Source organism: Autumnicola musiva (assembly GCF_031846585.1).
Classification (GTDB): Bacteria; Bacteroidota; Bacteroidia; order Flavobacteriales; family Flavobacteriaceae; genus Autumnicola; species Autumnicola musiva.
Map to the genome: position 1 here is coordinate 1 of NZ_JAVRHK010000027.1, position 22,165 is coordinate 22,165.

At 38.4% G+C, this 22,165-nt stretch carries 12 protein-coding genes and 2 pseudogenes; 5 read left to right on the forward strand and 9 right to left on the reverse strand.

The genetic code is table 11. From position 1 onward, the window contains the following. Positions 1-176 precede the first annotated feature (176 nt). The 3 genes and pseudogenes from RM539_RS18660 to RM539_RS18670 form a co-directional block, all read left to right on the forward strand. Positions 177-468: pseudogene (locus RM539_RS18660) on the forward strand (IS1595 family transposase); the annotation flags it as partial. 43 nt (positions 469-511) lie between these two features. Beyond that, positions 512-1,945, forward strand: coding sequence for a PQQ-dependent sugar dehydrogenase (locus RM539_RS18665; RefSeq protein WP_311504938.1), 1,434 nt, complete (start codon positions 512-514; stop codon positions 1,943-1,945). A 55-nt stretch (positions 1,946-2,000) separates the two neighbouring features. After that, positions 2,001-2,632, forward strand: a pseudogene (locus RM539_RS18670) (IS1595 family transposase); the annotation flags it as partial. Between the two features lie 150 nt (positions 2,633-2,782). Here RM539_RS18670 and RM539_RS18675 read toward each other — a convergent pair. The 9 genes from RM539_RS18675 to RM539_RS18715 form a co-directional block, all read right to left on the reverse strand. Then, positions 2,783-4,204, reverse strand: a complete 1,422-nt coding sequence (locus RM539_RS18675) for a TolC family protein (RefSeq protein WP_311504939.1) — start codon at positions 4,202-4,204, stop codon at positions 2,783-2,785. Between the two features lie 11 nt (positions 4,205-4,215). Continuing rightward, the gene (locus RM539_RS18680) at positions 4,216-4,881 is read right to left on the reverse strand and encodes an ABC transporter ATP-binding protein (protein ID WP_311504940.1); all 666 of its coding nucleotides are present in this window, start codon (positions 4,879-4,881) and stop codon (positions 4,216-4,218) included. 11 nt (positions 4,882-4,892) lie between these two features. Beyond that, a complete protein-coding gene (locus tag RM539_RS18685) occupies positions 4,893-7,304 on the reverse strand; it encodes an ABC transporter permease (RefSeq protein ID WP_311504941.1) in 2,412 nt (803 codons plus the stop codon). Between the two features lie 42 nt (positions 7,305-7,346). Continuing rightward, a complete protein-coding gene (locus RM539_RS18690) occupies positions 7,347-9,719 on the reverse strand; it encodes an ABC transporter permease (protein WP_311504942.1) in 2,373 nt (790 codons plus the stop codon). Between the two features lie 69 nt (positions 9,720-9,788). Further along, entirely contained in the window at positions 9,789-12,167 is a 2,379-nt protein-coding gene (locus RM539_RS18695; RefSeq protein ID WP_311504943.1) for an ABC transporter permease, read from the reverse strand. Positions 12,168-12,213: 46 nt separating this feature from the next. Continuing rightward, a complete protein-coding gene (locus RM539_RS18700; RefSeq protein WP_311504944.1) occupies positions 12,214-14,634 on the reverse strand; it encodes an ABC transporter permease in 2,421 nt (806 codons plus the stop codon). Positions 14,635-14,689: 55 nt separating this feature from the next. Next, the gene (locus RM539_RS18705; RefSeq protein WP_311504945.1) at positions 14,690-17,116 is read right to left on the reverse strand and encodes an ABC transporter permease; all 2,427 of its coding nucleotides are present in this window, start codon (positions 17,114-17,116) and stop codon (positions 14,690-14,692) included. A gap of 26 nt (positions 17,117-17,142) precedes the next feature. Further along, the gene (locus tag RM539_RS18710) at positions 17,143-17,820 is read right to left on the reverse strand and encodes an ABC transporter ATP-binding protein (protein WP_311504946.1); all 678 of its coding nucleotides are present in this window, start codon (positions 17,818-17,820) and stop codon (positions 17,143-17,145) included. 44 nt (positions 17,821-17,864) lie between these two features. Further along, positions 17,865-19,118 (reverse strand): efflux RND transporter periplasmic adaptor subunit, encoded by a 1,254-nt coding sequence (locus RM539_RS18715; RefSeq protein WP_311504947.1) that lies wholly within the window; start codon positions 19,116-19,118, stop codon positions 17,865-17,867. 207 nt (positions 19,119-19,325) lie between these two features. On the opposite strand from RM539_RS18715, the gene RM539_RS18720 reads away from it, so the two are divergent. Next, positions 19,326-20,669, forward strand: a complete 1,344-nt coding sequence (locus RM539_RS18720) for a sigma-54-dependent transcriptional regulator (protein ID WP_311504948.1) — start codon at positions 19,326-19,328, stop codon at positions 20,667-20,669. 28 nt (positions 20,670-20,697) lie between these two features. Further along, entirely contained in the window at positions 20,698-21,999 is a 1,302-nt protein-coding gene (locus tag RM539_RS18725; protein WP_311504949.1) for a sensor histidine kinase, read from the forward strand. Positions 22,000-22,165: the final 166 nt, after the last annotated feature.

The window sequence follows — 22,165 nt, forward strand, 5'->3', positions numbered from 1 at the left end:
GCAGTCATATACTTTTATTTTTTAATGCCCTTCAATCCATCTTATTTTGTAAAAAACTGGTTTAAAACTATTACCCAATGAAAATTAACGAAAATTAAAACTTGATTGTGAAACGTAATGGTTTTTTAGAGGTGAGTATTTAAATACGTATCCAGATTACCAGTAATTTAAAAATTATGGATTTTTTTAAGGGTCAAAATCTTCTGGAGTTCTCTGATCGGTTCAAAACCTACGAGGATTGTAAACAAATACCTTGCTTCAATCAAGTCCAAATTTAGCTTCAAATGTACAAGATGTAATCACAATGCTTACCAGGTGCGCAAGGATTTTTCCAGGCAGTGCAATATTTGTCTCCATACTGAATCTGCCACGGCAAATACCCTTTTTCATAAAGTTAAATTTGGTGTTCGTAAAGTATTTTTGATTTGTTTTGGGATTATCATCTTTATTATCTTCTTAACAGCGAGTTAAGTAATAAAATTGTTATTTTCATACATTTAATTTCCATGAAATGCATAGAATATTTATAGCTTTTTTAATTTTTGTGACAGGTAATGTACTCGCGCAGGTACATACTAAAGATTTTAAGCGACGTATTGTGATCCAGGATTTAGACGATCCCTGGGAAGTTACCTTTGGGCCGGATAGTAATTTGTGGGTAACCGAGTCTAAGAGCTATCTGGTTAAAAAAATTAATCCGGAAACAGGAAAAAGTACCTTGCTGCTGGATCTTTCAAACGAAAGAAAATTTGCACGTTTTGATACTCTTAAAGAGCCAAAAGCACCCTGGCCGCAGGGAGGTTTAATGGGATTGGCGCTGCATCCGGAATTTCAGCACAATAAAAAATTCGTTTACCTCTGTTACGTAGCTCATTTAAATTCGGTAAACAGCCTGGGCGGTGCGAAGTATACCGGGAAATTAGTAAGATATCAATATAATTCCCAATCAGAAAAACTGGAGAATCCCATGGTTATATGCGATACTTTACCACAAAGTAATGACCATAATTCTGGCAGGCTTGCCGTAGGAAAACTAGCGGGCAAATATTTTTTGTATCTAACCGTGGGGGATGGGGGCGCAGGACAATATAGTAATGCCGGGCAGCCTAATTATGCCCAGGATAAAGAACATTATTCCGGTAAAGTCCTTCGGTTTCATTTAGAACCAGATAACGACGCGGGCGATTACAATCGCTGGATTCCCAATGATAATCCTTTTAACGAGCAAGAAAAACAAAACGCTGTTTGGACCTACGGTCATAGAAACGCGCAGGGGATCGCTTTTGCCGAAATTGGCCGGAAAGAATTTTTATATGCTTCAGAGCATGGTCCCTATGGAGATGATGAACTAAATCTCATTATAAAGGGGAAAAATTATGGACATCCAAATATCATTGGCTATAACGATAACAATTATAATAGTTTTGCCGGTGCTGTAAGCGATAATAAGAACCTGCCATTGCCATGGCATACCACCTTGCCTACAATAAATGAAGAACGCAGCGCAGCACAATTTGGAGACACTTTCCAGGAGCCGGAAAAAGTATTTAAGGTAATATCTGCAGAAATGCTGGAAACGGTTTTTAGTAAAAGTTTTAAGGATGCGCCATATGTTCCAGAAACTTCTGCATTGGCACCCAGTAGCCTGGCTATTTATACGGCAGATGCTATTCCAGGCTGGCAAAATTCGCTTCTTATCCCATCTTTAAAAGAAGGGAAACTCGTACGGCTACAAATTGGAACCGACTTGAAAGTCGAAAAAGAAGAAACCAACTACTTTGAAGCGGAAGTAAGATACCGCGATGTAGCCATTAGTACCGATGGTAAGAAAATTTATCTTTCTACCGATAATAGTAAAGCAAGTTCTGGACCTTCCAAAGAAAATCCACAAGATACTAATTGTACAGGTTGTATTATAGAGTACAAGTATGAGGGAAATCAATAATTACGGATAATCAAATAAAAGTTCATAAATCCGCACATTGCCAAAATCTTGGCGTTTCATTTGTTTTGAGATGGCTACGACAACCAAAAGTTTATCTGCAAGTTATATGTCTGTGAGCTATGGAGTTACGGAAAAAACGTTGAGACTATTTATGTTGAAAGTCAGGGAGGCTATGGCTTCCAACGGAAATGACCCTATGGATGGCGATGTTCACGTAGATGAATTTGTTCTGGGCGGCAGGGATGGAGGGAAAAATAGGAAGAAGTTATGACGGCAAGAAAAAGAAAGCAGTCACGGCTGTTCAATTGACCGAAGAAGGCAAGGTAAAGCGGATGTACACTATGGAAATTGATGATTTTTCAGCTCAGTCCCTTCAGTACATTTTTGTCAACCATATAAGCCGTGAAGCTAAGGTAACCACTGATAAATGGAGAGGTTATAGACCTATAGGCAAAGCATTCAACATTACCCAGATAGAAAGCAATAAAGGATTGAATTTTAAGGCAATCCATACAATGATACGCCAGGTAAAATCCTGGATAAGGACAACTTATTCCTGGGTAAGTGATAAAAACCTGAACAGGTATTTTAACGAATTCTGTTTTAGGATCAACCCGATCCCAAAGTAAAGCTACAATATTCAATAACCTGATTACAAAAATGGTCCAGGGCAATATCACCTATTAATCGAAAATTATAGGCAACTGGCTATTGGCTCTATGTTTTTTTATTATCAATCCCTAATACCATACCTGGATCCAGGGAATTTTAAAAACTAAATGGAAATATCTCTAAATTATTTACCTGTGTTTGCTCCGTACCTTTATCATCTTCAGTTTATGAGGTGAAATTTAGAGAATTATTTTTTGCACTGTAATAATCTAAAATTTTTCTCCGAATAATATATTCATAAAGGCTGTTGGTAAGGTTAATTTTTGCACGGTCCAGGTTGTTCTTGCTGATGATATACTCCACAAAGTTGGAAACCCCGCTTCTGAACCTTATCTCGTTCACCCGGTAAGATTCATTATAAGCCTGAACCTGGTCTTTCAGGATAAAGTAATTTTTATAGGCAGTTTGCATCTGGTTGTAGGCGAGCTTTATTTCCTGTTCCAGGTCATTTTTGGTTGCCTCCAGTTCCAGCCGGGAATCCTCCAGTTCAATCTTTCTTAGGTCTACCTGTTGTTTAGCTCGAAATCCATTAAATATCGGGATAGATACCGAAAGGCCCACTACAGAATTCAGGTTGTTGTTTAGTTGATCCAAATAGGAGATTTTTTCTTCTGCAAACAATGCCTGGTTAGTTTGGACGGGGTAATTATTTTCTCCTACCATTATAAATTGCCCGGTTTGAATAACTTCTGTGCCATTTTCATTATATATCCTGGCAACGCTGGAATAATTACTGTTTACCTGGGCGAATAGGGAAATTTCAGGGATGTACAGCGATTTTGCCACAGCCACATTTTCTTCAGCAGCATCAATACGTAGCTGGTCTGCTTCAAATCCAGGAAAATTCTCCAGGGCTTGTGTATAAACTTCCTCCACAGACAACACATATGGTGTCACGGAATCTGATGTAAGATTGTTTACCTGGAAATCCTCATCCCGGTTCAACAGGTTTGCAAGTTCAAGTTTGGCACTTAAGAGGGCATTTTGTGCTTCCAGTAAACTAGCCGCGTCGGCATTTATTTGTCCCTGGATGTCAGTAAAGTCTGCAGGATTTCCTTCCCCTTCTGCATATAAATTTTCCAGGCGTTGCATTTGGTCTTTAGTGGCCTTCATTCTTAGTTGTGAAAGTTCCACCAGGTCGCGGTTGTTCAACACCTGAAAATAGGCCAGTGTCACCTGCAAAATAAGTTGCTGCTTTGCCTCTTCTGCTTCCGCTTGTGAGGCTTTCCAATTATACCGGTCCCGCTGGATGGAATTTAAAAGTTCAAAGCCTTTAAAAAGCTGACTGCTCAAATCAATTCCGGCGTTGCTGAACTTCAGCTGCTGGTCTATATAATCATTGGTGTAAGGATCTATACTCCGGCCATTATTAATACCCAAATTATAATTAGCATTGATACCTGGAAGTAAAGCTGATTTTGACTGCCTGAGAAAAATTTTAGAAGTTTCTGCATTAAGATTGGACCTCTTCAGGCTTATATTTTCCTCTAAAGCAATTTTGATACACTCGTTTAAACTTAAGTTTTGATCCTGGGCTTTTAAAATACCGGAGAAAAAGATGGTGATGATAATGATGAATTTACTCAAAATGATGATTTTTAATGATGTTTGACACTTCCATCCAATAGGTGAATGATCCTGGAACCGTAGGCTGCATTGCTTTCAGAATGAGTGGCCTGGATAATGGTGACTCCTTCTTCATTTAATTCTTTAAACAGCTGCATAATCTCGTCGCTTTGTTTGGAGTTTAGGTTCCCGGTAGGTTCATCTGCCAGGATTAATTTAGGTTTAATGATGAGCGCCCGGGCAATACCTACCAATTGCTGCTGCCCCCCGCTAAGCTGATGTGGAAAGAGATCTTTTTTGCCTACGATATTAAAGCGGTCTAGAATATCGGCAACAAGCGCTTTTCTTTCTGAACTTTTTACTTTTTTGTAAAGTAGGGGAGTCTCGATATTTTCGTACACGGTAAGATCGTCCAGGAGGTGATAGGCCTGAAAAATAAACCCGATATTTTCATTAAAAATGGCTGTTCTTTTCTTCGGCTTAAGTTCATGGATGGCTTCGTTTTCAAAATAATATTCCCCTTCGTTAAAATCATCTAACATGGCAATCACATTAAGCAAGGTTGATTTTCCCGATCCGGAAGGCCCCATGACAGAAAGAAATTCCCCCTGTTCAATATTTACACTTAAATCGTTTAGCAGAAAAATTCTTCTTCCGCCGGAATTCACCCATTTATAGGTATGGTTTAGTTTTAGCATATTAGTTGGTTTTATTCAGTTCTTAAATTCTTAATTGGATTGGCGCTGGCTGCTCTAAAACTTTTAATTCCAATGGTAAAAAAGGCAATACCAAGAGTAATGATTGCCGCCATCAAAAATAACCACCAGTGAATCTGGATGCGATATGCAAATTCCTGAAGCCATATGTTCATTAAATAATAGCTTAAAGGAAACGCGATCAAAAAGGAAGCTGCCACAAGTTTGATAAAGTCTTTTGAAAGCAGGGCCACGATTTGAGCGGCTGAGGAACCCAGAACTTTTCTTATTCCAATTTCTTTAAACCGTTGTTCCGCTGTAAAAGTTACTAATCCAAACAGCCCGAGACAGGCAACAATAATGGTAAGAATGGCAAATAGCGTTAAAATAACTGCCATTTTTCGCTCCTTTAAATAAGTATGATTCAAAGAATCATCCAGGATACTATAGTTTAAGGCTTCTTTTGGATTTAAATTATTCCATTTATTGGTGAGGTTCTTGATAATTCCTGACATATCGGCCGTTTTCGACCTGATAATTATTCCGCCGTAGGGATTTTTCTTCAGAATTAATGGTTCGACTTCCTGATGCAGTGATTTGAAATTAAAATTTTTCACCATGCCGATAATGGTCATATTTTTAAGGCCATCATGAGTGTCGCGCTCAAAAGTCTTTTCTATTGGATCTTCTCCAAAACCTAAAATTTGTGCAGCCTTTTCATTAATAATCACTTTATCGGTTTCAGCTCCATATTCCTCGGAAAAATTCCGGCCCTGCAACAACTCCATTCCAAGGGTGGGAATATAATTTTCATCAACATTGTAAAAGAACATCCGGCGCTGGAACTCCCCATTCATAAAGATTCCGCCCACTTCATTATCACTCTCTCCTGCAGGCACAAAGGCAGAATGGGATACATTTTCAACACGTGGGTCATTTTTGATATCTTCAATTAAATTGTCCTCATTATTTCCTAATAAATAAGTATTCCGAACTACCAGTAACTGATCTGTTTCATAGCCAATATCTTTATTCTGAATATAATTCATCTGTTCCTTAACCACCAGCGTTGCGAGTATGAGCCCAGCTGAAATCACAAATTGAAATACAACGAGACCTCCGCGGATTCCGAAATTTTTTTCCTTTCCCGAAAACTTTGATTTTAAAGCATTTATCGGATTGAAGGAGGAAAGGTAAAATGCCGGATAAGCTCCCGCAAAAATGGTCACCAGGAGAAGAAGTGCTAATAATGAGAAAATATATAACGGCTTTAAGAGGGAGGAAAATAAAATTTCTTTTCCCGCCAATTGATTGAAGGCCGGCAATGTAAAAGCAAATAGCAGGATTGCCAGGGAAGTGGCAAGAAGTGTTGAAAGAAAGGCTTCAGCTAAAAACTGATTGATAAGTTGTTTTTTATTAGAACCTAATACTTTACGAATCCCGACTTCTTTAGCTCTTTTTGAAGCCGAAGCTGTAGCGAGGTTCATAAAATTAATGCAGGCGATCACCAACATAAAAATGGCCACTGCACTAAAAATATAAACATATTTGATATCTCCTCCCTGTTCGAGCGTAGTGGAATCAGAAAAATCGGAATACAAGTGGATATCGGTCAAGGGCTGTAGAAAAAGCCCCAATTTGTTTTCTTTTTGAAACTCTTCGTAGGACATCCCCATAGCATCCATCATCTGCGGACCCATATACTTTTTATTGATTGCGGGAAGTTTCGCTTGAACTTCGTTAATATCGCTGCCTTTTTTCAAAACCAGATAGGTGAAAAAATCAGACTCCATCCAACTGGTATTTTTTGCTTGCGGATAACCTAAAGTGGAGACTAAAAGATCGAAATGAAAATGTGAGTTTTTAGGGATATCTTTCATCACTCCAGTAACATAAAGCTTCTTAGTGCGATTGGTAACCGTAATGGTTTTGCCAACAGGATCTGTTTTTCCGAAAATACCCTCTGCTAAAGATTCAGAAATAACTGCAGAATTTGGCTTGTCCAGTGGTGTATTTTTATTTCCGTGAATAATTGGTAAGGTGAAAACATCAAAAAAATTGGGATCAACATAACCTAGATTGCTCTGCCCGTAATACGTATTATTATATTCAAGTCGGTTATTGTAAGAATTGGCGAGACGGGTAGCACTAATTACTTCCGGAAGATCATTTTTTAAAGTCTGAGCCACCGGAGCCATCACCACGGCTTCTTTCATTTCCTCCCCGTTTACATTCGCCCTGAAAACTACCCGGACAATCTGATCTGCCCTTTCATTAAAGCGATCGTAGCTAAGCTCATCTGAAACATAAAGCATAATCATAATGCAGGAAGCCACACCCAAAGCCAGGCCGATAATATTCAATGAAAATGTGCCTTTATTCCTGATGATATTCCGCCAGGCGATTTTAAAATATTTTTTGATCATAATTTTATCTTTTAATTCCCCCCTTCGGGTGTTAGGGGGCTTTTATTCTGTCCTTATACTTTTAACCGGATTTTGTAAGGCGGCTTTAATAGATTGAAAACTAACTGTGATTAAGGCGATTCCCAAAGTTAGAAGACCTGCACCGGCAAAAATCCACCAGTCCAGGCTGGTTTTATAGGCAAAATTCTGTAACCAGAATTGCATAAGGTACCATCCCACCGGAATGGCGATAATGCTGGAAATAAAGATTAATTTCAAAAAATCTTTAGAAAGTAAATTGGTGATTTGAGCTATTGAGGCGCCTAAAACTTTGCGAATCCCGATCTCCCTTTTTTTCAATTCTGCGGTATAGGTGGTAAGTCCGAATAAGCCTAAACAGGAAACAAAAATGGCCAAAATCGAAAATATATTAAATAGTGTACCGGTCCTTAAATCGGCCCGGTATAAGCTTTCATAATCTTCATCTAAAAATGAATAAGTAAAGGGATAGCCTTCATTATAATTTTTCCAGATATTCTCCAGAGCCGCAATACTTTCGCCTGCTTTTCCTGCTGCTGTTTTTACATAAATTTTGTAAGGTTCAGGATCATAATAAATTACGGCCGGTGCAATAGTATTCTTCATGGAAGTAAAATTGAAATCTTTTACCACACCAATTATAGTTCCTTCAGTCTCCCATAATTTAAAGTTTTTGCCAATTGGATCCTGTATACCTGTTTTACGTACCGCAGCTTCGTTCAGGATATAGCGGGTAGAATCTAATGCTCTTCCCGTAAAGTTTCTTCCCTGCACAAGCTCCATTTTCATAAGGGGAATAAAGTTTTCATCGGCTCCTAATGGAGAAACAATAATATCGCTTTGCGGATCCTTGTTTTCCCAGTCGGTATCACCGGTTGTCCATCCATTTTTTACCAGGTTATTATTAGAAAATGAAATCCCCTCAATAGCTGGAATTTTACCGATTTCATTTTTAACGGCCGCCCGGTGCTCTGTCATTTCAGAAGTCATTGAAAAAGTTAGTACCTGCGAACGATCATAACCCGGATTTTTACTTTTTATGTAAGACAATTGCTTGCCAATAATAATGGTGCTGATAATTAAAATCACTGAAAACACAAATTGAATACAAACCAGGATTTTCCGGAAGTTTCCGGCGCCTACACCCGGTGCAGCCATTCCTTTTATGGCCTCCAGGGGTTTAAAGGAAGAAAGAAGAAGCGCAGGGTAAATGGAAGAGGCCACTAAAGTAATTGCAAAAACCACTAAAATGAGTTTCCATAAATAGGCATCAAAAAGGCTAAAATCTATGTTTTTTGCTGCAATTGAATTAAAAGAAGGAGCTAACAGAAAAATCAGTCCCAGGGCTAAAACAGTCGCAATTAGAAAGAAAATAAAAGATTCGGTGACAAACTGGAAAAACAAATGCTTTTTTTCGGCACCAATCAGTTTTCGAAGGCTTACTTCCTTTGCCCGCTGTATCGCCCTTGCCGTATTTAAGTTCACATAATTAATGCAGGCAATACAAAGAATAAGGATGAGCACCACACCAAAAATACGAACCGTTTTTATGCCTCTGGGATTGCCACCATAACTGTAAAGGTTCATATTTTTTATTGGCTGAAGATAATAGGAAGGATCGGTCACTTCCTGGTGGGCATTTCGATCTTTTGCTTTTTGAATTTTGGTTAATTTCTCCACTACTTTTGCTGCTGAAGCATTTTGGTTAAGTTTCAAATAAGTAACAAAATTGAAATTTCCCCAGTCACTATCCATAGATTCCCAAAACCCTTCTCCGTTATATTCTGCTGCTACAATGGAAATCGGGAAGAAAATTTCATATTGAATGCTCGAGTTATCCGGAATGTTTTCAACTATACCAACCACGGTAAAAGTTTCCTTATAGTCTGCAGTAATTGTTTTACCGATAGCATCCATGCTGCCAAAAAACTTATGTGCTGCAGCTTTGGTAATAATTACGGAAGAATTGCCTGAAAACGGTTTGTTTTTGTCTCCCTTCAGAAAATGAATATCAAATAAGCTGAAGAATTCCGGGTCAACCAAAGCCGCCCCCGTAGCTTCAAGATTTTTTCCCCCGCCTGAAAAAATCCTGTACCAGTTGTTCCCGGAAACCCTGGCAGCATTTTTTACTTCGGGCACCTCCTTTTTCGCGTAGTAGGCTACAGGCCCAACCGAACTGCCCCAGGTTTGTTTATTTTCGCCGGTACCAAAATTGCTGGAAACCCGAAAAATATTTTCAGCATCCCCAATATTGTTATAATTCAATTCTGAATTAATCCAGACGGCAATAAAAATAGCAACAGTAAGGCCTAAGGATAAGCCCAACAAGCTAAGACCATTATAAAATCTGGCTTTCCAAAGATTTCGCCACGCGGCTTTTAGATGAATTTTTAGCATAATATTGTTTTTTGATCGATGTTATAATCTTCCGGTTTGGGATTTAAAACCTGTAAGGTTTGAATATTATTACTCGGTCCTTAAACTTTTTACCGGGTTGGCAATGGCGGCTTTTATGGCCTGGAAGCTTACGGTGACTCCTGCAATTACAAATGCTGCAGCAGCTGCAATGATATAGGATACATATGGGGTATTTATCTTATAGGCAAAATCCTGTAACCATAAATCGGTTGTATACCAGGCGAGGGGTATTGCTATTACAATGGCCAGAGCTACGAGTTTTATAAAATCATAAGAGAGTAGGGCAGTGAGATATGCTGTAGAAGCGCCCAATACTTTGCGTATGCCTATTTCTTTTTTTCGCTGTGCAGCGGTAAAAGTAACAAGACCAAAAAGTCCCAAACAAGCAACTAAAATAGTAATGGTAGAAAGTATGTTTAATATGGTCGCGGTACGTTGTTCGGTTTGATAAAGTGCATTATATTCACTATCTAAAAACTGATAATCAAAAGAACGATTAGGGTAAAATTCTTTCCAGGTTTGATCTATCGCTGCGAGTGCTTCAGATGTATTGCCGCTTGTTTTGATCAACATTTTACCAAACCATTCATATTCGGTAAACAGAACAACTGGCGTAATACGTTCATGAAGGGAAGCAAAGTTAAAATTTTCTAAAACCCCTTTTATTCTTCCTTGCCTTCCGTTAAGGTTTACGCCTTTACCAATGGCTTCTTCCGGACTAAAACCTATTGCTTCAATGGCTTTTTTATTCAGCATAAATGCATACTGGCGTTGATCATCGGGTAATTTTACACGTTTTTCATCGGTATCGGTAAAGTTTTGACCTGCTATTAACCTGATATCGAGTGTTGTGAGAAAGTCTTTATCTACCGGGGCGGCTGTTATGGACATTCCATTGGCATCCATTTTTTCATCTACCTTTATGCTGTACCCGCCCTTAATATCTACCGGACTATATGAGGTAGCAGTAACATTTATTAGGTTTGGCTTATTAAGTAATGCTGCCTTAAAAGAACCTATTTGTTCAGTTTTCATCGTATTCGTATTGAGTACCACGATATTGGAACGATCTAGCCCGGTGTCGGTTTTTCGTATAAATTCCAGTTGTTTCGTTGCAATTAGCGTGGCGATAATAAAGGCAATAGAGATCATAAATTGAAAAACGAGTAATCCTTTTCGCAAGAGCGAAGTTCCCCCAATAGTATTGCTGGTATTTTTAAGTGCGGCGACCGGTTTAAACCCAGAAAGTACTAAAGCTGGCCAGATACCAGCTAAAAGTGTGATAAAAACGAATAAAACAGTACAGGTAATGAGAAAATAGGAAAGGTTCCAACTTGTTATACTAATAGTCAAACCAGTAACAGAATTAAATGCAGGGACCAGTAAATAAGCAAACCCCAGGCCAATACACATTGCTAAAAAGCTGACTATTGCCGATTCGGCTAAAAACTGAAAGATTAGGTTTTTTCTTTCAGCTCCAAAAACTTTCCGTACACCTATTTCGCGAAGGCGTTCGGAAGATTTGGCCGTCATTAAATTGGTAAAATTGATACATGCAATAATTAGCAATAAAAGGGCAATTACACCTAAAATATAGAGGTAAGTGACCAAATTGCCGGAAGCTGTGGAAGAAAGATGTAATTTGGTAAGCGGAACCAAATCAAACCAAAACTTGTAACCTGCCTCAAAATCAGTAGGAAACTGTTCCTTAATATACGCATTGAATTTCTGCTGAACAGCTTCAAGCTGATCTACTGATTTTAACAGCAAAAAAGAGCTATCGTTTGCCGAATTCCAGACCTCTGTTTTTGATCTGCTTATGGAGCTGTAAGAACCTACAAGGTCAAAATTTAGGGTAGAATAGGGTGGGTGATCTTCAATAATACCAGTAACTTTCCAAATTTCACCATTTATCAAAATGTTTTGGTTAAGCGCTTTTCCCTTGCCAAAGTATTTAAGAGCAGTGGTTTGTGTAATTACCAGCATATTCGGGTTGTCTAAAGCTTTTTGTGGATCACCGGCAATAAAATTGAAACTAAAAATATCTAACAGGGCCTTATCAGCCAGAACCATATTTTTTTCAGTAAAATTCTTATTTTCTACCTGTATTTCACGGTTTTCGTAATTGTAGACTCTGGCCGCATTTTCTACTTCAGAAAAGCTACGTTTGGCAACAGGAACCACAGCGGTAGGGGTATTTGCAGTATGTGTAGGTTCCGCATCTGATGGAGATTGATAATTATAATTCACGTAAACAATGCGATCTACTTTTTCATTAAATCTGTCAAAACGTAACTCATTGAAAATATAAGTAGCCATAATCATAAAACAGGTGATGCCCAGAACCAGACCTGATAAACTGATAAATGAGGTCATTTTGTTTTTCCAAAGGCTACGCCAGGCGATTTTAAAATAATTTCTAATCATGATGAATGGTTTTAATTCTACTTTCGAGGTTAGTTGGCTGGGACTTCTACTCCGTTCGTAAACTTTTTACCGGGTTGGCAATGGCGGCTTTTATAGCCTGGAAGCTTACGGTCAATATTGTTATAGTTAATGCGACACCCCCGGCTACAAAAAATACCCACCATTGGATGTTTATTCTCGAAGGAAAATCTTGCAACCATTGGTGCATGATGTAATAGGCGGGGGGAGAAGCAATTAGAAATGCGATGCTTACCAAAATCAAAAAATCTTTTGTTAGCAGGCGTAAAACATTTTGAATGTTTGCGCCCAGTACTTTGCGAATCCCGATTTCCTTTTTCTTTTGTTCTGCCACAAAAGAAACAAGGCCAAACAGACCCAAACAACTAATCAAAATTGCCAAAGAAGTAAATACCGCAGAGATTTTACTTAAGCGTTTTTCTTCAGCATATAATTTTTCTACTTCCTTATCAACAAAATTGAAAATAAAGGGAGAATCAGAATTAATTGTTTTCCAGGAGCTTTCAAGGGATTCAAGCAGCGTTTCGTAATCATTGGTTTCGGCTTTAAGCATTATCCATCCGGGCTCGGTTTCATTAAAGAGCAACATTGGTTCAATTTCTTCTTTTAAAGTGCCAAAATGATAATCTTCTGTAACTCCTACAATTTCATACTCTTCAGATCCATTTCCACTTGCATTTACAATTCTGGTTCCTATGGCCTGGTCTAATGGAATATCAAAAGCATCAATTGTTGCCTTATTCACCAAAACCTGATTTTCATCGGTAGTCCTTAATGTACGTCCAGTTAAGAGCGATGTGCCAACAGTTTTAAGATAATTAGGGCTAATGCCATTATAATGAACCAGGGTTCGATTGGTCAAATTTCCTCCAAAAGGAATCATACCCATATCGCCCATTATAAATTCGGTAGGATAATAATTAGTACCTGCTACCTGGCTGATACCTTTAGTGGTTTCATATTTTGCTTTTATAGCATTAAAATTTTCAGAAACCGTCTGCGTTCCTAATCGTACTGTGATCAAGCTATTCTTATTAAATCCTAAATCCATCTTTTGGGAATATTCCACCTGTTGCGTGATAATAATTACCGTACATATCAGGCCAATGGAAATCACAAATTGAAATACCACCAAAGCTTTACGTAAGAATGTATTTCCAAAATTGAGGTTTACCGAACTTTTTAAAACCTTAACAGGTTTAATAGCAGAAAGTATAACCGCAGGATATAGGCCTGCAAGAAGGCCGGTCAAAATGCCCAAAATTAATAGTGCAAGTAAAATTTTCCAATCAAATAAACTGCTATAAGTTATATTACCATTGGTTAATGTATTTACAAATGGCAAGGCCAGGGTGGTGAGTGGGATACTTAATGCCGAAGCAAAAAGCGAAAGCAAAATAGATTCGCCTAAAAATTGTCTAATCAGGTTGCTCTTATTTGCACCTATTGCTTTCCTTACCCCAATTTCCTTTGCTCTTTTATTGGCTCTTGCTGTACTTAGGTTTATAAAATTAATACAGGCCACCAACTGGATAAATAGTGCCAGAAGTAGCAGCATATATAGATATTTAATATCTGAAACTGTGCTAATTTGATTACTGATGCCCTTTGAATACAAATGGATCCTGCTAATATTTTGTAGAAATAGCGATTTGCCGAATCCGACTGCGGCAAAATCATCTGCTCCGTGCCTTTGTAAAAAATCAGGGAATTTTGCTTCCACACTACCCGGAGGAGTACCTGACTTCAACTTTACATAACTCATCGCAAAATTTTCGGTAGCAAAATTTTGAATATTAAGTACATGTTGGCCCAACCCACCCGAGTTCATCGTTAATATATAATTTGGGTTTAGGTGTGATTTTCCAAAATCGTCATTAAAAACTCCGGTTATAGTAAGATGCTGTTCTTCTTCTCCGCTACCCAGGATTAATCTTTTGTTTAAGGCTGTGTTATTACCAAAAAGTTTTTTAGCTAATGTTTGTGAAAGCACAATGGAATTAGGAGTGGTTAAAGCACTTTTTGATACGCCTTCTATAAATGGATATTTAAATATTTTAAAAAATGTAGAATCGGCTAAATATCCCCGTGATTCGTAAAAGGATTCTTCAGATTCAGGATTTCTTAGAAGTCCGGCGTTCCCATCTCCAAAATAGACCACCCGGCAGGCTTCTTCTACTTCAGGAAAATCCTCTTTCATTGTAAATGCTATAGGAGGAGAAGTTCCGGCAGAAGGCTTTCCATTATTATGTTCTATTATTGTTGTATTTATACGGTAAATTGAAGAAGCATCTGCAAATTGCTTGTCATATCCAAATTGTGCAAAAACATACACCAGAATACTTAAACAGCAAACGGTACCTACTGTTAATCCCAACAGATTGATGGATGTCTGTAATTTATTTTTCTGAAGACTTCGCCACGCGATTTTGAAATAGTTCTTTATCATTATTTTATTTTTGGAAACCTCACAGGTTTTTAAAACCTGTGAGGTTTGAATACTATTACTCGGTCCTTAAACTTTTTACGGGGTTTGCGATGGCGGCTTTTATGGCCTGGAAGCTCACCGAAATTACGGCGACGGCAAAAGCAGCCGTTCCGGCAAGGATAAAGATCCACCAACTCAATTTGGTTTGATAAGCAAATTCCTGCAACCACTTTTCCATTACGTACCAGGCGATTGGTACAGCTAGTATAAAAGAGAAACCTACCAACTTAAGAAAATCTTTATTGAGTAAGGTGAAAATTTGCAGTACCGAAGCTCCACTTACCCTTCTGATACCAATTTCTTTTTTACGTTGCAGAATGGTATAAGACGTTAGCCCAAAAAGTCCCAAACCTGCGATAAATATGGCCAGACCTGTAAAAAGCTGAAATGCGACGCCAAACTTTGTGTCTTCCAGATATTGCGCTTCAAACTTTTTATCGAGAAATGTATAATTAAATGTACTCTGCGGAAAAACATCCTTCCATTTCTGCTTAATTTGAACCAGATTTTTGTCTATCGATGAGAGGCCGATAGCTTTCATTTTAACCAAAACATTGTCCATACTGCCGCCATAAGCCCAATATAAATTACCAATAATTAAAGGCTCTATTTTATTCTTTAAACCAAAATGGTGATAATCTGCAATTACTCCAGAAACTCTAAAGCTTTCGCCCCAAAACTTGACGGTTTTGCCAATAATTTCTGAAGGATCTGTGAAACCCATTATTCGAGCAAAGGTTTCATTTAAAACAATGTCAAAATTTCTGATACCTGCCAATACTGGTGCATAGCCCTTCCCAGCAATAAAATTTAAATTCATGACATCAAAATAATTGGATTTTGCTCCATATAGGTAAAATAATTGGCGCTCCCGTTCTATTCCGTCCGGGAACGTGATACCCACAGTAGAGGAAAGATTATCGTATCCATCCCCGGGATAGGTTTTGGCCTGGGTCACGCCATCAACAAAGGGTAATTGGAGTAATTCCGATTCCAGAACCGAGGCTTTTTCACCCATAAGAGAGTCGTCCTGTTTTTCCAAAATTTCGCCGTTAAGTGCTACTATTTGATCAAGATTAACTCCAAGCGGTTGTGCACGCAAGAACTGAATCTGTTGTGATACAACCAAAGTTCCAATAATAAGCACGGCGGTAGCAAAAAACTGTAAGCCTATTAATCCCTTTCGGATATTGATTCCACTACGAGAGGCAATTACTTTTCCTTTCAAAGCACGTATAGGCATAAAACCGCTTATTACCATCGCAGGGTAAAGTCCAGAAAGTAAGGTTCCTAAGAGAATAAATCCTAAAAAGGGTAATATGATGGTCAAATTTGAAAGTCCTAAAAAAAGCTCTTTCCCCACGAACCGGTTAAAAAGCGGAAGCATTAAATACACAAGTCCAATGGCCAATAGCAAGGCGAATAGATTAAGCAACAGGGATTCTCCTAAAGACTGGAATACTAATTGCGAGCGCTGTGCGCCAGCAACCTTGCGTATGCCTACTTCCTTAGAGCGTTCCAGCGACTTTGCCGTAGCTAAATTCACATAGTTTAACCATGAAAGAATAAGTATAATAAAAGCGATCGCAGAAAGAAAACTTACTCTGCTATTACTTCCGTTCGCTTCGGCTTCGTAAGGTTTATTTGAGTGAAGATGAATATCTGAAATCGCTTCAATATTATGTCTTTCGTGCGGATTTTTTTCAAAGTCGCTACCCGTTATTTTTTTCTGAAGTGAAGCTATATCTGTATTGGAGGCAACTTTTACATAGGTGAAAAAGTTGTTCCTATTCCAATTTGGTTTGCCATTACTTCCCATTCTATTCCATGTATTAATGGTTGAATAGGAAATCAAATAATTGGTCTTAAAATGTGTGTTCTGCGGAATATCTTTAATTACCCCCACAACTTCCATAGGTGTACTACTTCCATCAAAAATCGACAAATTTTTGCCAACAGCCTGATCTTTTCCGAAGAGTTTTTCGGCTAATGTGCTTGTTAGAATAAGTGTATTGGGTTTTTCGAAATCTTTCAGGTTACCTGAAATAAGGGGATTGTCGAAAATCCTGAAGTAGCTCTCATCGGCCAGGGAGCCGTTCGGCTGCTGTATCACTTTTTCGCCATTAACAAACGTAACTTTTTCTAAACGATAAAGGCGCACCTGTTCGATAATCTCGGGAAACTCTTTTTTCAAAGTGGGACCGGTGAGGTTATAAGTCTGAGCGTCGCCAGGAACAAAATTTCCCCCTTCCTTATAGTCCATATAGATCCGGAAAACCTGCTCTGAACCATCGAATTTATCATAACTTCGCTCGTAACTCACATTTAGGATAATTATTACAAAAGCGGCTATATCCAATGCAAGACCTAAAATGTTCAGGAACGAATACAGCTTATTCTTGAGCAGATACCTAAAAGCTATTTTAAAGTAATTTTTTATCATCTTCTTAATTGTTTGATGAATGATCCCTATACCAATACATTTTCAGTAACCTTTTGCCCGTCCAGCATCCTGATGATACGGTGGCTGAATTTTGCATCGTGTTCACTGTGCGTTACCATGATGATGGTGGTACCCGCTTCATTAAGTTCGGTAAGTAAATCCATAACCTCATTCCCGTTGCTGCTATCCAGGTTTCCTGTAGGCTCATCGGCAAGTATGATTTTCGGGTTATTCACTACAGCCCTGGCTACGGCCACCCGTTGCTGTTGCCCTCCGGATAATTGCTGCGGAAAATGCTTCCTGCGGTGCATAATCTGCATTTTTTCCAGCACTGCATGCACACGTTCTTTACGTTCGGCCGGTTTTACACCGGTATAGATCAGCGGAAGTTCCACGTTCTCGAATACGCTGAGTTCATCGATGAGGTTAAAACTCTGGAACACAAAGCCGATATTGTGCTTTCTAAGCTGCGCTCTTTTTCGCTCATTGTAGCCGGCAACTTCAATCCCGTTAAAAAGATAGCTCCCACCATCAGGATCGTCCAGCATTCCAAGAATGTTTAGCAAGGTGGATTTTCCGCAGCCTGAAGGTCCCATAATGGCAGCAAATTCACCTTCTTTAACTTCAAAAGATAATTTATTAAGGGCAATGGTTTGGACCTCTTCGGTTTTATAGTACTTTTCTAAATTGGTAATTTTTATCATTTTAATAGTATTTGTCCGTTTTTTGATTGATGAGTGATGATGTTTTATTCGTTGATGACAAGTTCGTCAATATCCCCAAAATTGGAATAACTGGAAGTAATTACCCTTTCACCGGGTTTCAGCCCTTCCAGTACTTCATAATATTCTGTATTCTGGCTTCCTAATTTTATGGGGGCTTTGTATGCGGTTTCCCCATCTTCGGAAAGTTTAAAAATCCAGTTTCCGCCGGTTTGCTGAAAGAAACCTCCTTTAGCGACCATTACTGCTTCTTTTTCCTGGCTTAAAGATAATTTTATCTGAAGGCTTTGACCTCTCCTGATATTTTCAGGAATTTCATCTTCAAAATGCATATCCACCTGGAAGCGGCCATTGGAAACCTGGGTATAAACCTTTTTTATTTCTAATTCATAATCTTTTCCATTGAACGTAAAGCTACCTCTTTGCCCGTTGAAAATCCGGGAAATATAATGCTCGTCAATTTCAGCACGAACCTTATATCCGCTAATCACATCTATTTGCCCCAGGCGTTCTCCTTTTTGTTTAGATTGACCAATTTCGGCATCCAGGGCGGTAAGTTGCCCATCTACAGGCGCTTTTACCACCAGGTCTCCTACTTTTTTACGCATAAGTTCCAGTGCTTTTCGGGTACGCTGGTAAGACTCCCGCGCCTGTTGGGTTTCCTGTCGGGAAGAAATGGAATCCTGGGCCAGTACTTCTTTGGCTAATTCAAATTTATCTTGCTGATAATTGTAATTATTCCTGGCTTCCAGGAAATCCTGCTTCCCAATGGCGTCTTTGGCGTAAAGCTTTTTATTTAGCTCATATTTTCGTTTGGCCTCAATAAAATTGTTTTCCACATCAGTAAGATTGTTCCTTTTATTGATGGTATTTTGTCTGGCTGCGTTTTGTGAAATTTGCATTTGCGTAAGCAGGTTATATACCGATGTTTCCTGGTTTACCAGGCTAAGTTCAAGATCGGTATTGGAAAGGCGAATAATAGGTTCTCCCTTTTTCATCATGGTACCATCTTCTACAAGCCTTTCTTCAACTCTTCCGCCTTCCATAGCATCCAGATAGATAGTCTTGATAGGCAATACCGCACCGTTCACCGGAATATTTTCCTGAAAATTTCCTTTTTTCACTGCATTTATACTTATACGTTCCTTTTCTACGTTTAATTTAGAACTGCCGCTGGAGGAAAAGATCACAAATAAAATGAGTACGGCCAGCAATATTCCGCCGGCTATCATGGCTATTTTTTTAGGAGTAAAGCGTTTTTTTTCTAATGGAATGTCCATAAATGTTCTTTGGTTTTCTATTAAATCTATGGTGAAAAAGATGCCAGAAATATAAATTTTTGATAATCAGTCAAATATGTTTTTAGGTAAGAAATAAAGTGTCCGGTTTTAAGACACTCCCTGTTCGGTTTTAAAGCAATTTTAAGCTTTTGATTTTTTCTTTTGATCAAAATTCAGCATGCCTTGAATAAATTGTAATATTGTGTCATGCAGCTACACAATGCCAAAATACTGGTTATAGACGATGATCCCGATGTGCTTATAGCCATGAGGCTATTACTAAAATCACATGTTGCTGAAATTGCGGTGGAGAAAAAACCGGGAAATCTTCCTTCTTTGCTTTCAGAGAAGAAATTTGATGTGATTATTCTCGATATGAATTTCAACGGACTCGTAAACACCGGAAACGAAGGCATATTCTGGCTAAACCGCATAAAGGAACTCGCTCCTGATACCGATGTGATCCTTATTACTGCCTATGGAGATATAAATCTGGCTATTCGCTCTTTAAAAGAAGGCGCGGCAGATTTTATTGTTAAACCCTGGCAAAATGAAAAGGTAATAGAATCGGTTACGGAAATGCTTCAGAAAAAGAAGAGATCCGGGGCTAAATTACGTCCCAAAGCAGGGGAAACAAAAATTATTGGCGAAAGTGAGGAAATTCAGGAAGTTTTCGCCAAAATTAAAAAGGTAGCTCCAACAGATGCGAATGTTTTAATTCTTGGGGAAAACGGGACAGGGAAAGATCTTGTCGCAAAGGCCATTCATGAAAATTCAAATCGGAAAAACAAGGCTTTCGTAAAAGTTGATGTTGGTGCATTGACTTCAACGCTTTTCGAAAGCGAATTGTTTGGTTATAAAAAAGGAGCCTTTACCGATGCCCGTGAAGACCGAAAGGGAAGGTTTGAAGCTGCCCACGGAGGAACACTTTTTCTGGACGAGATTGGGAACATAAGTTTGCGCCAACAGGCCAGATTGCTTACCGTGCTTCAAAACAGGACGATCACGCCATTAGGCTCAAATGAAGTAATCCGGGTAGACATCAGGCTTATCTGTGCCACCAATCTTAAAATCTCAGAACTTTCCGATGAATCGAAATTTAGAAAAGACCTTATTTATCGCATTAATACTGTGGATATGGTGATACCTCCTTTAAGGGCGAGAGGAACAGATATTACTTTGCTCAGTCGTTATTTTCTCGATTTTTATGCTGATAAATATGTAAAAGGATCGCTAAGAACAGAAAAGAGTTTTCTCGAAAAGTTGAAGAGTCATCCTTTTCCCGGCAATGTGCGGGAACTTCAATTTGTAATAGAGCGGGCAGTTATAATGGCTGAAAATAATACTCTGGAAGCAGGGGATCTTTCATTTTCGGCTATTGAGACTGCTCCGGAAAAACAGGAAATGGATGATATGCGACTAGAGACTGTAGAAAAAAACACTATTCTTAAAGTAATAGATAAGAATAAGGGGAATATTACAAAATCGGCCAAAGAGCTGGGCATTACACGGGCTGCTCTTTACCGAAGGCTCGATAAATATGACCTTTAAGAGCTACCATACTTCAATTTTATTAAGATTGACGGCAATTACCGTTACCGCTATCGCAATTGCATTGCTGATAGTGAGGGAGTCTTATTATTTGGCTCTTGTTCCCGTACTAATTATGTTCATTCTTGTTTATGAATTCTTCCGGTACCTGGGTAAGCGCTTTGAAGTGATGGATGATTTTTTTGAAGCTGTGAAATACAGGGATTTTTCCAGGAATTACCTGGAAGAGAATAAAGCCAAAGATATCAGGCGGCTTTACAAAGGTTTCAATACCGTAAACCGTACCATTCGTGAAATGAATTCTGAAAAAGAAGTACAATATCTCTACCTTCAGAAAATATTAGAAATGATAAACACGGGGATACTGGCCTACAATACCCAATCTGGCAAAACGCTCTGGATAAATGAATCATTTCAGGAAATGTTGGATGTACCAGCTTTTAAAAACATAAATTTTGTAAAATCACGGAATAAGCATTTGTACGATTTACTGTTCGATAATCACTATTCTGAACCTTCTACTATAGATCTAAAAATACAGAAAGAGAATTTAAAAGTGCTTATTTCTCATAGTATGTTCAGGATTGAAGAAAGTTATTGCAAACTGGTAGTAATCCATAATATTGAAGATACTATAAACAAGACCGAATCTGAAGCCTGGAAAAAACTGCTAAGCGTTATGACTCATGAAATCATGAATTCCATAGCACCTATTTCTTCTCTCGCCAATACATTGAAAATACAGGTACAGGAAAATCTGCAAAATCCATCAAAAGTATTGGAGTTGGAAGATTTTGATGCCGGCTTAAGCAGTATTGGCAAACGTAGTGAAGGCCTTATGAAATTTGCCAAAACTTACAGAAGCCTGAACAAAATCACCAGTCTTAATAAAGAAAAGATTGAAATTAAAACACTCTTTCGTGATCTTGAGCAATTAATGAAACCTTCAATCGGTAAAACTTCGGTACGGCTTCAATTCGATCTTGAAGACAACAGAATGGAGGTGGAGGCCGATTCTTATCTATTGGAACAGGTACTTATTAACCTTATTTTAAATGCTATTGAGGCTTGTGAAGAAATACCCGGGGCAGAAGTAAGGGTTAATGCGCAGCACAAAACCGATGGGAAAACTGTAATTACTGTAGCAGATAACGGACCGGGAATTTCACAGGAAATCAAGGATCAGATATTTATCCCGTTTTTTACCACCAAGAAAAAGGGCAGTGGAATAGGGCTTAGCCTTAGTAAACAAATTATGACGCTGCATGGAGGGAAAATCCAGATTAATAGTTTAGCCGGGGAAGGTACCTCTGTTGTGTTAAGTTTTTAATTTCCTGAAATTAATGGACTCCTTAAAAATAGCTGAAAATCTTTGAGGAAAAATGAATTGCTAATTGTCCATATAGCCGGTATGCATACACCACCTGATAATTTTAGTATTAACATGAGCTCCATATTTTAAGTACTTGGTATCATTTAATATCAAATGGAATCAA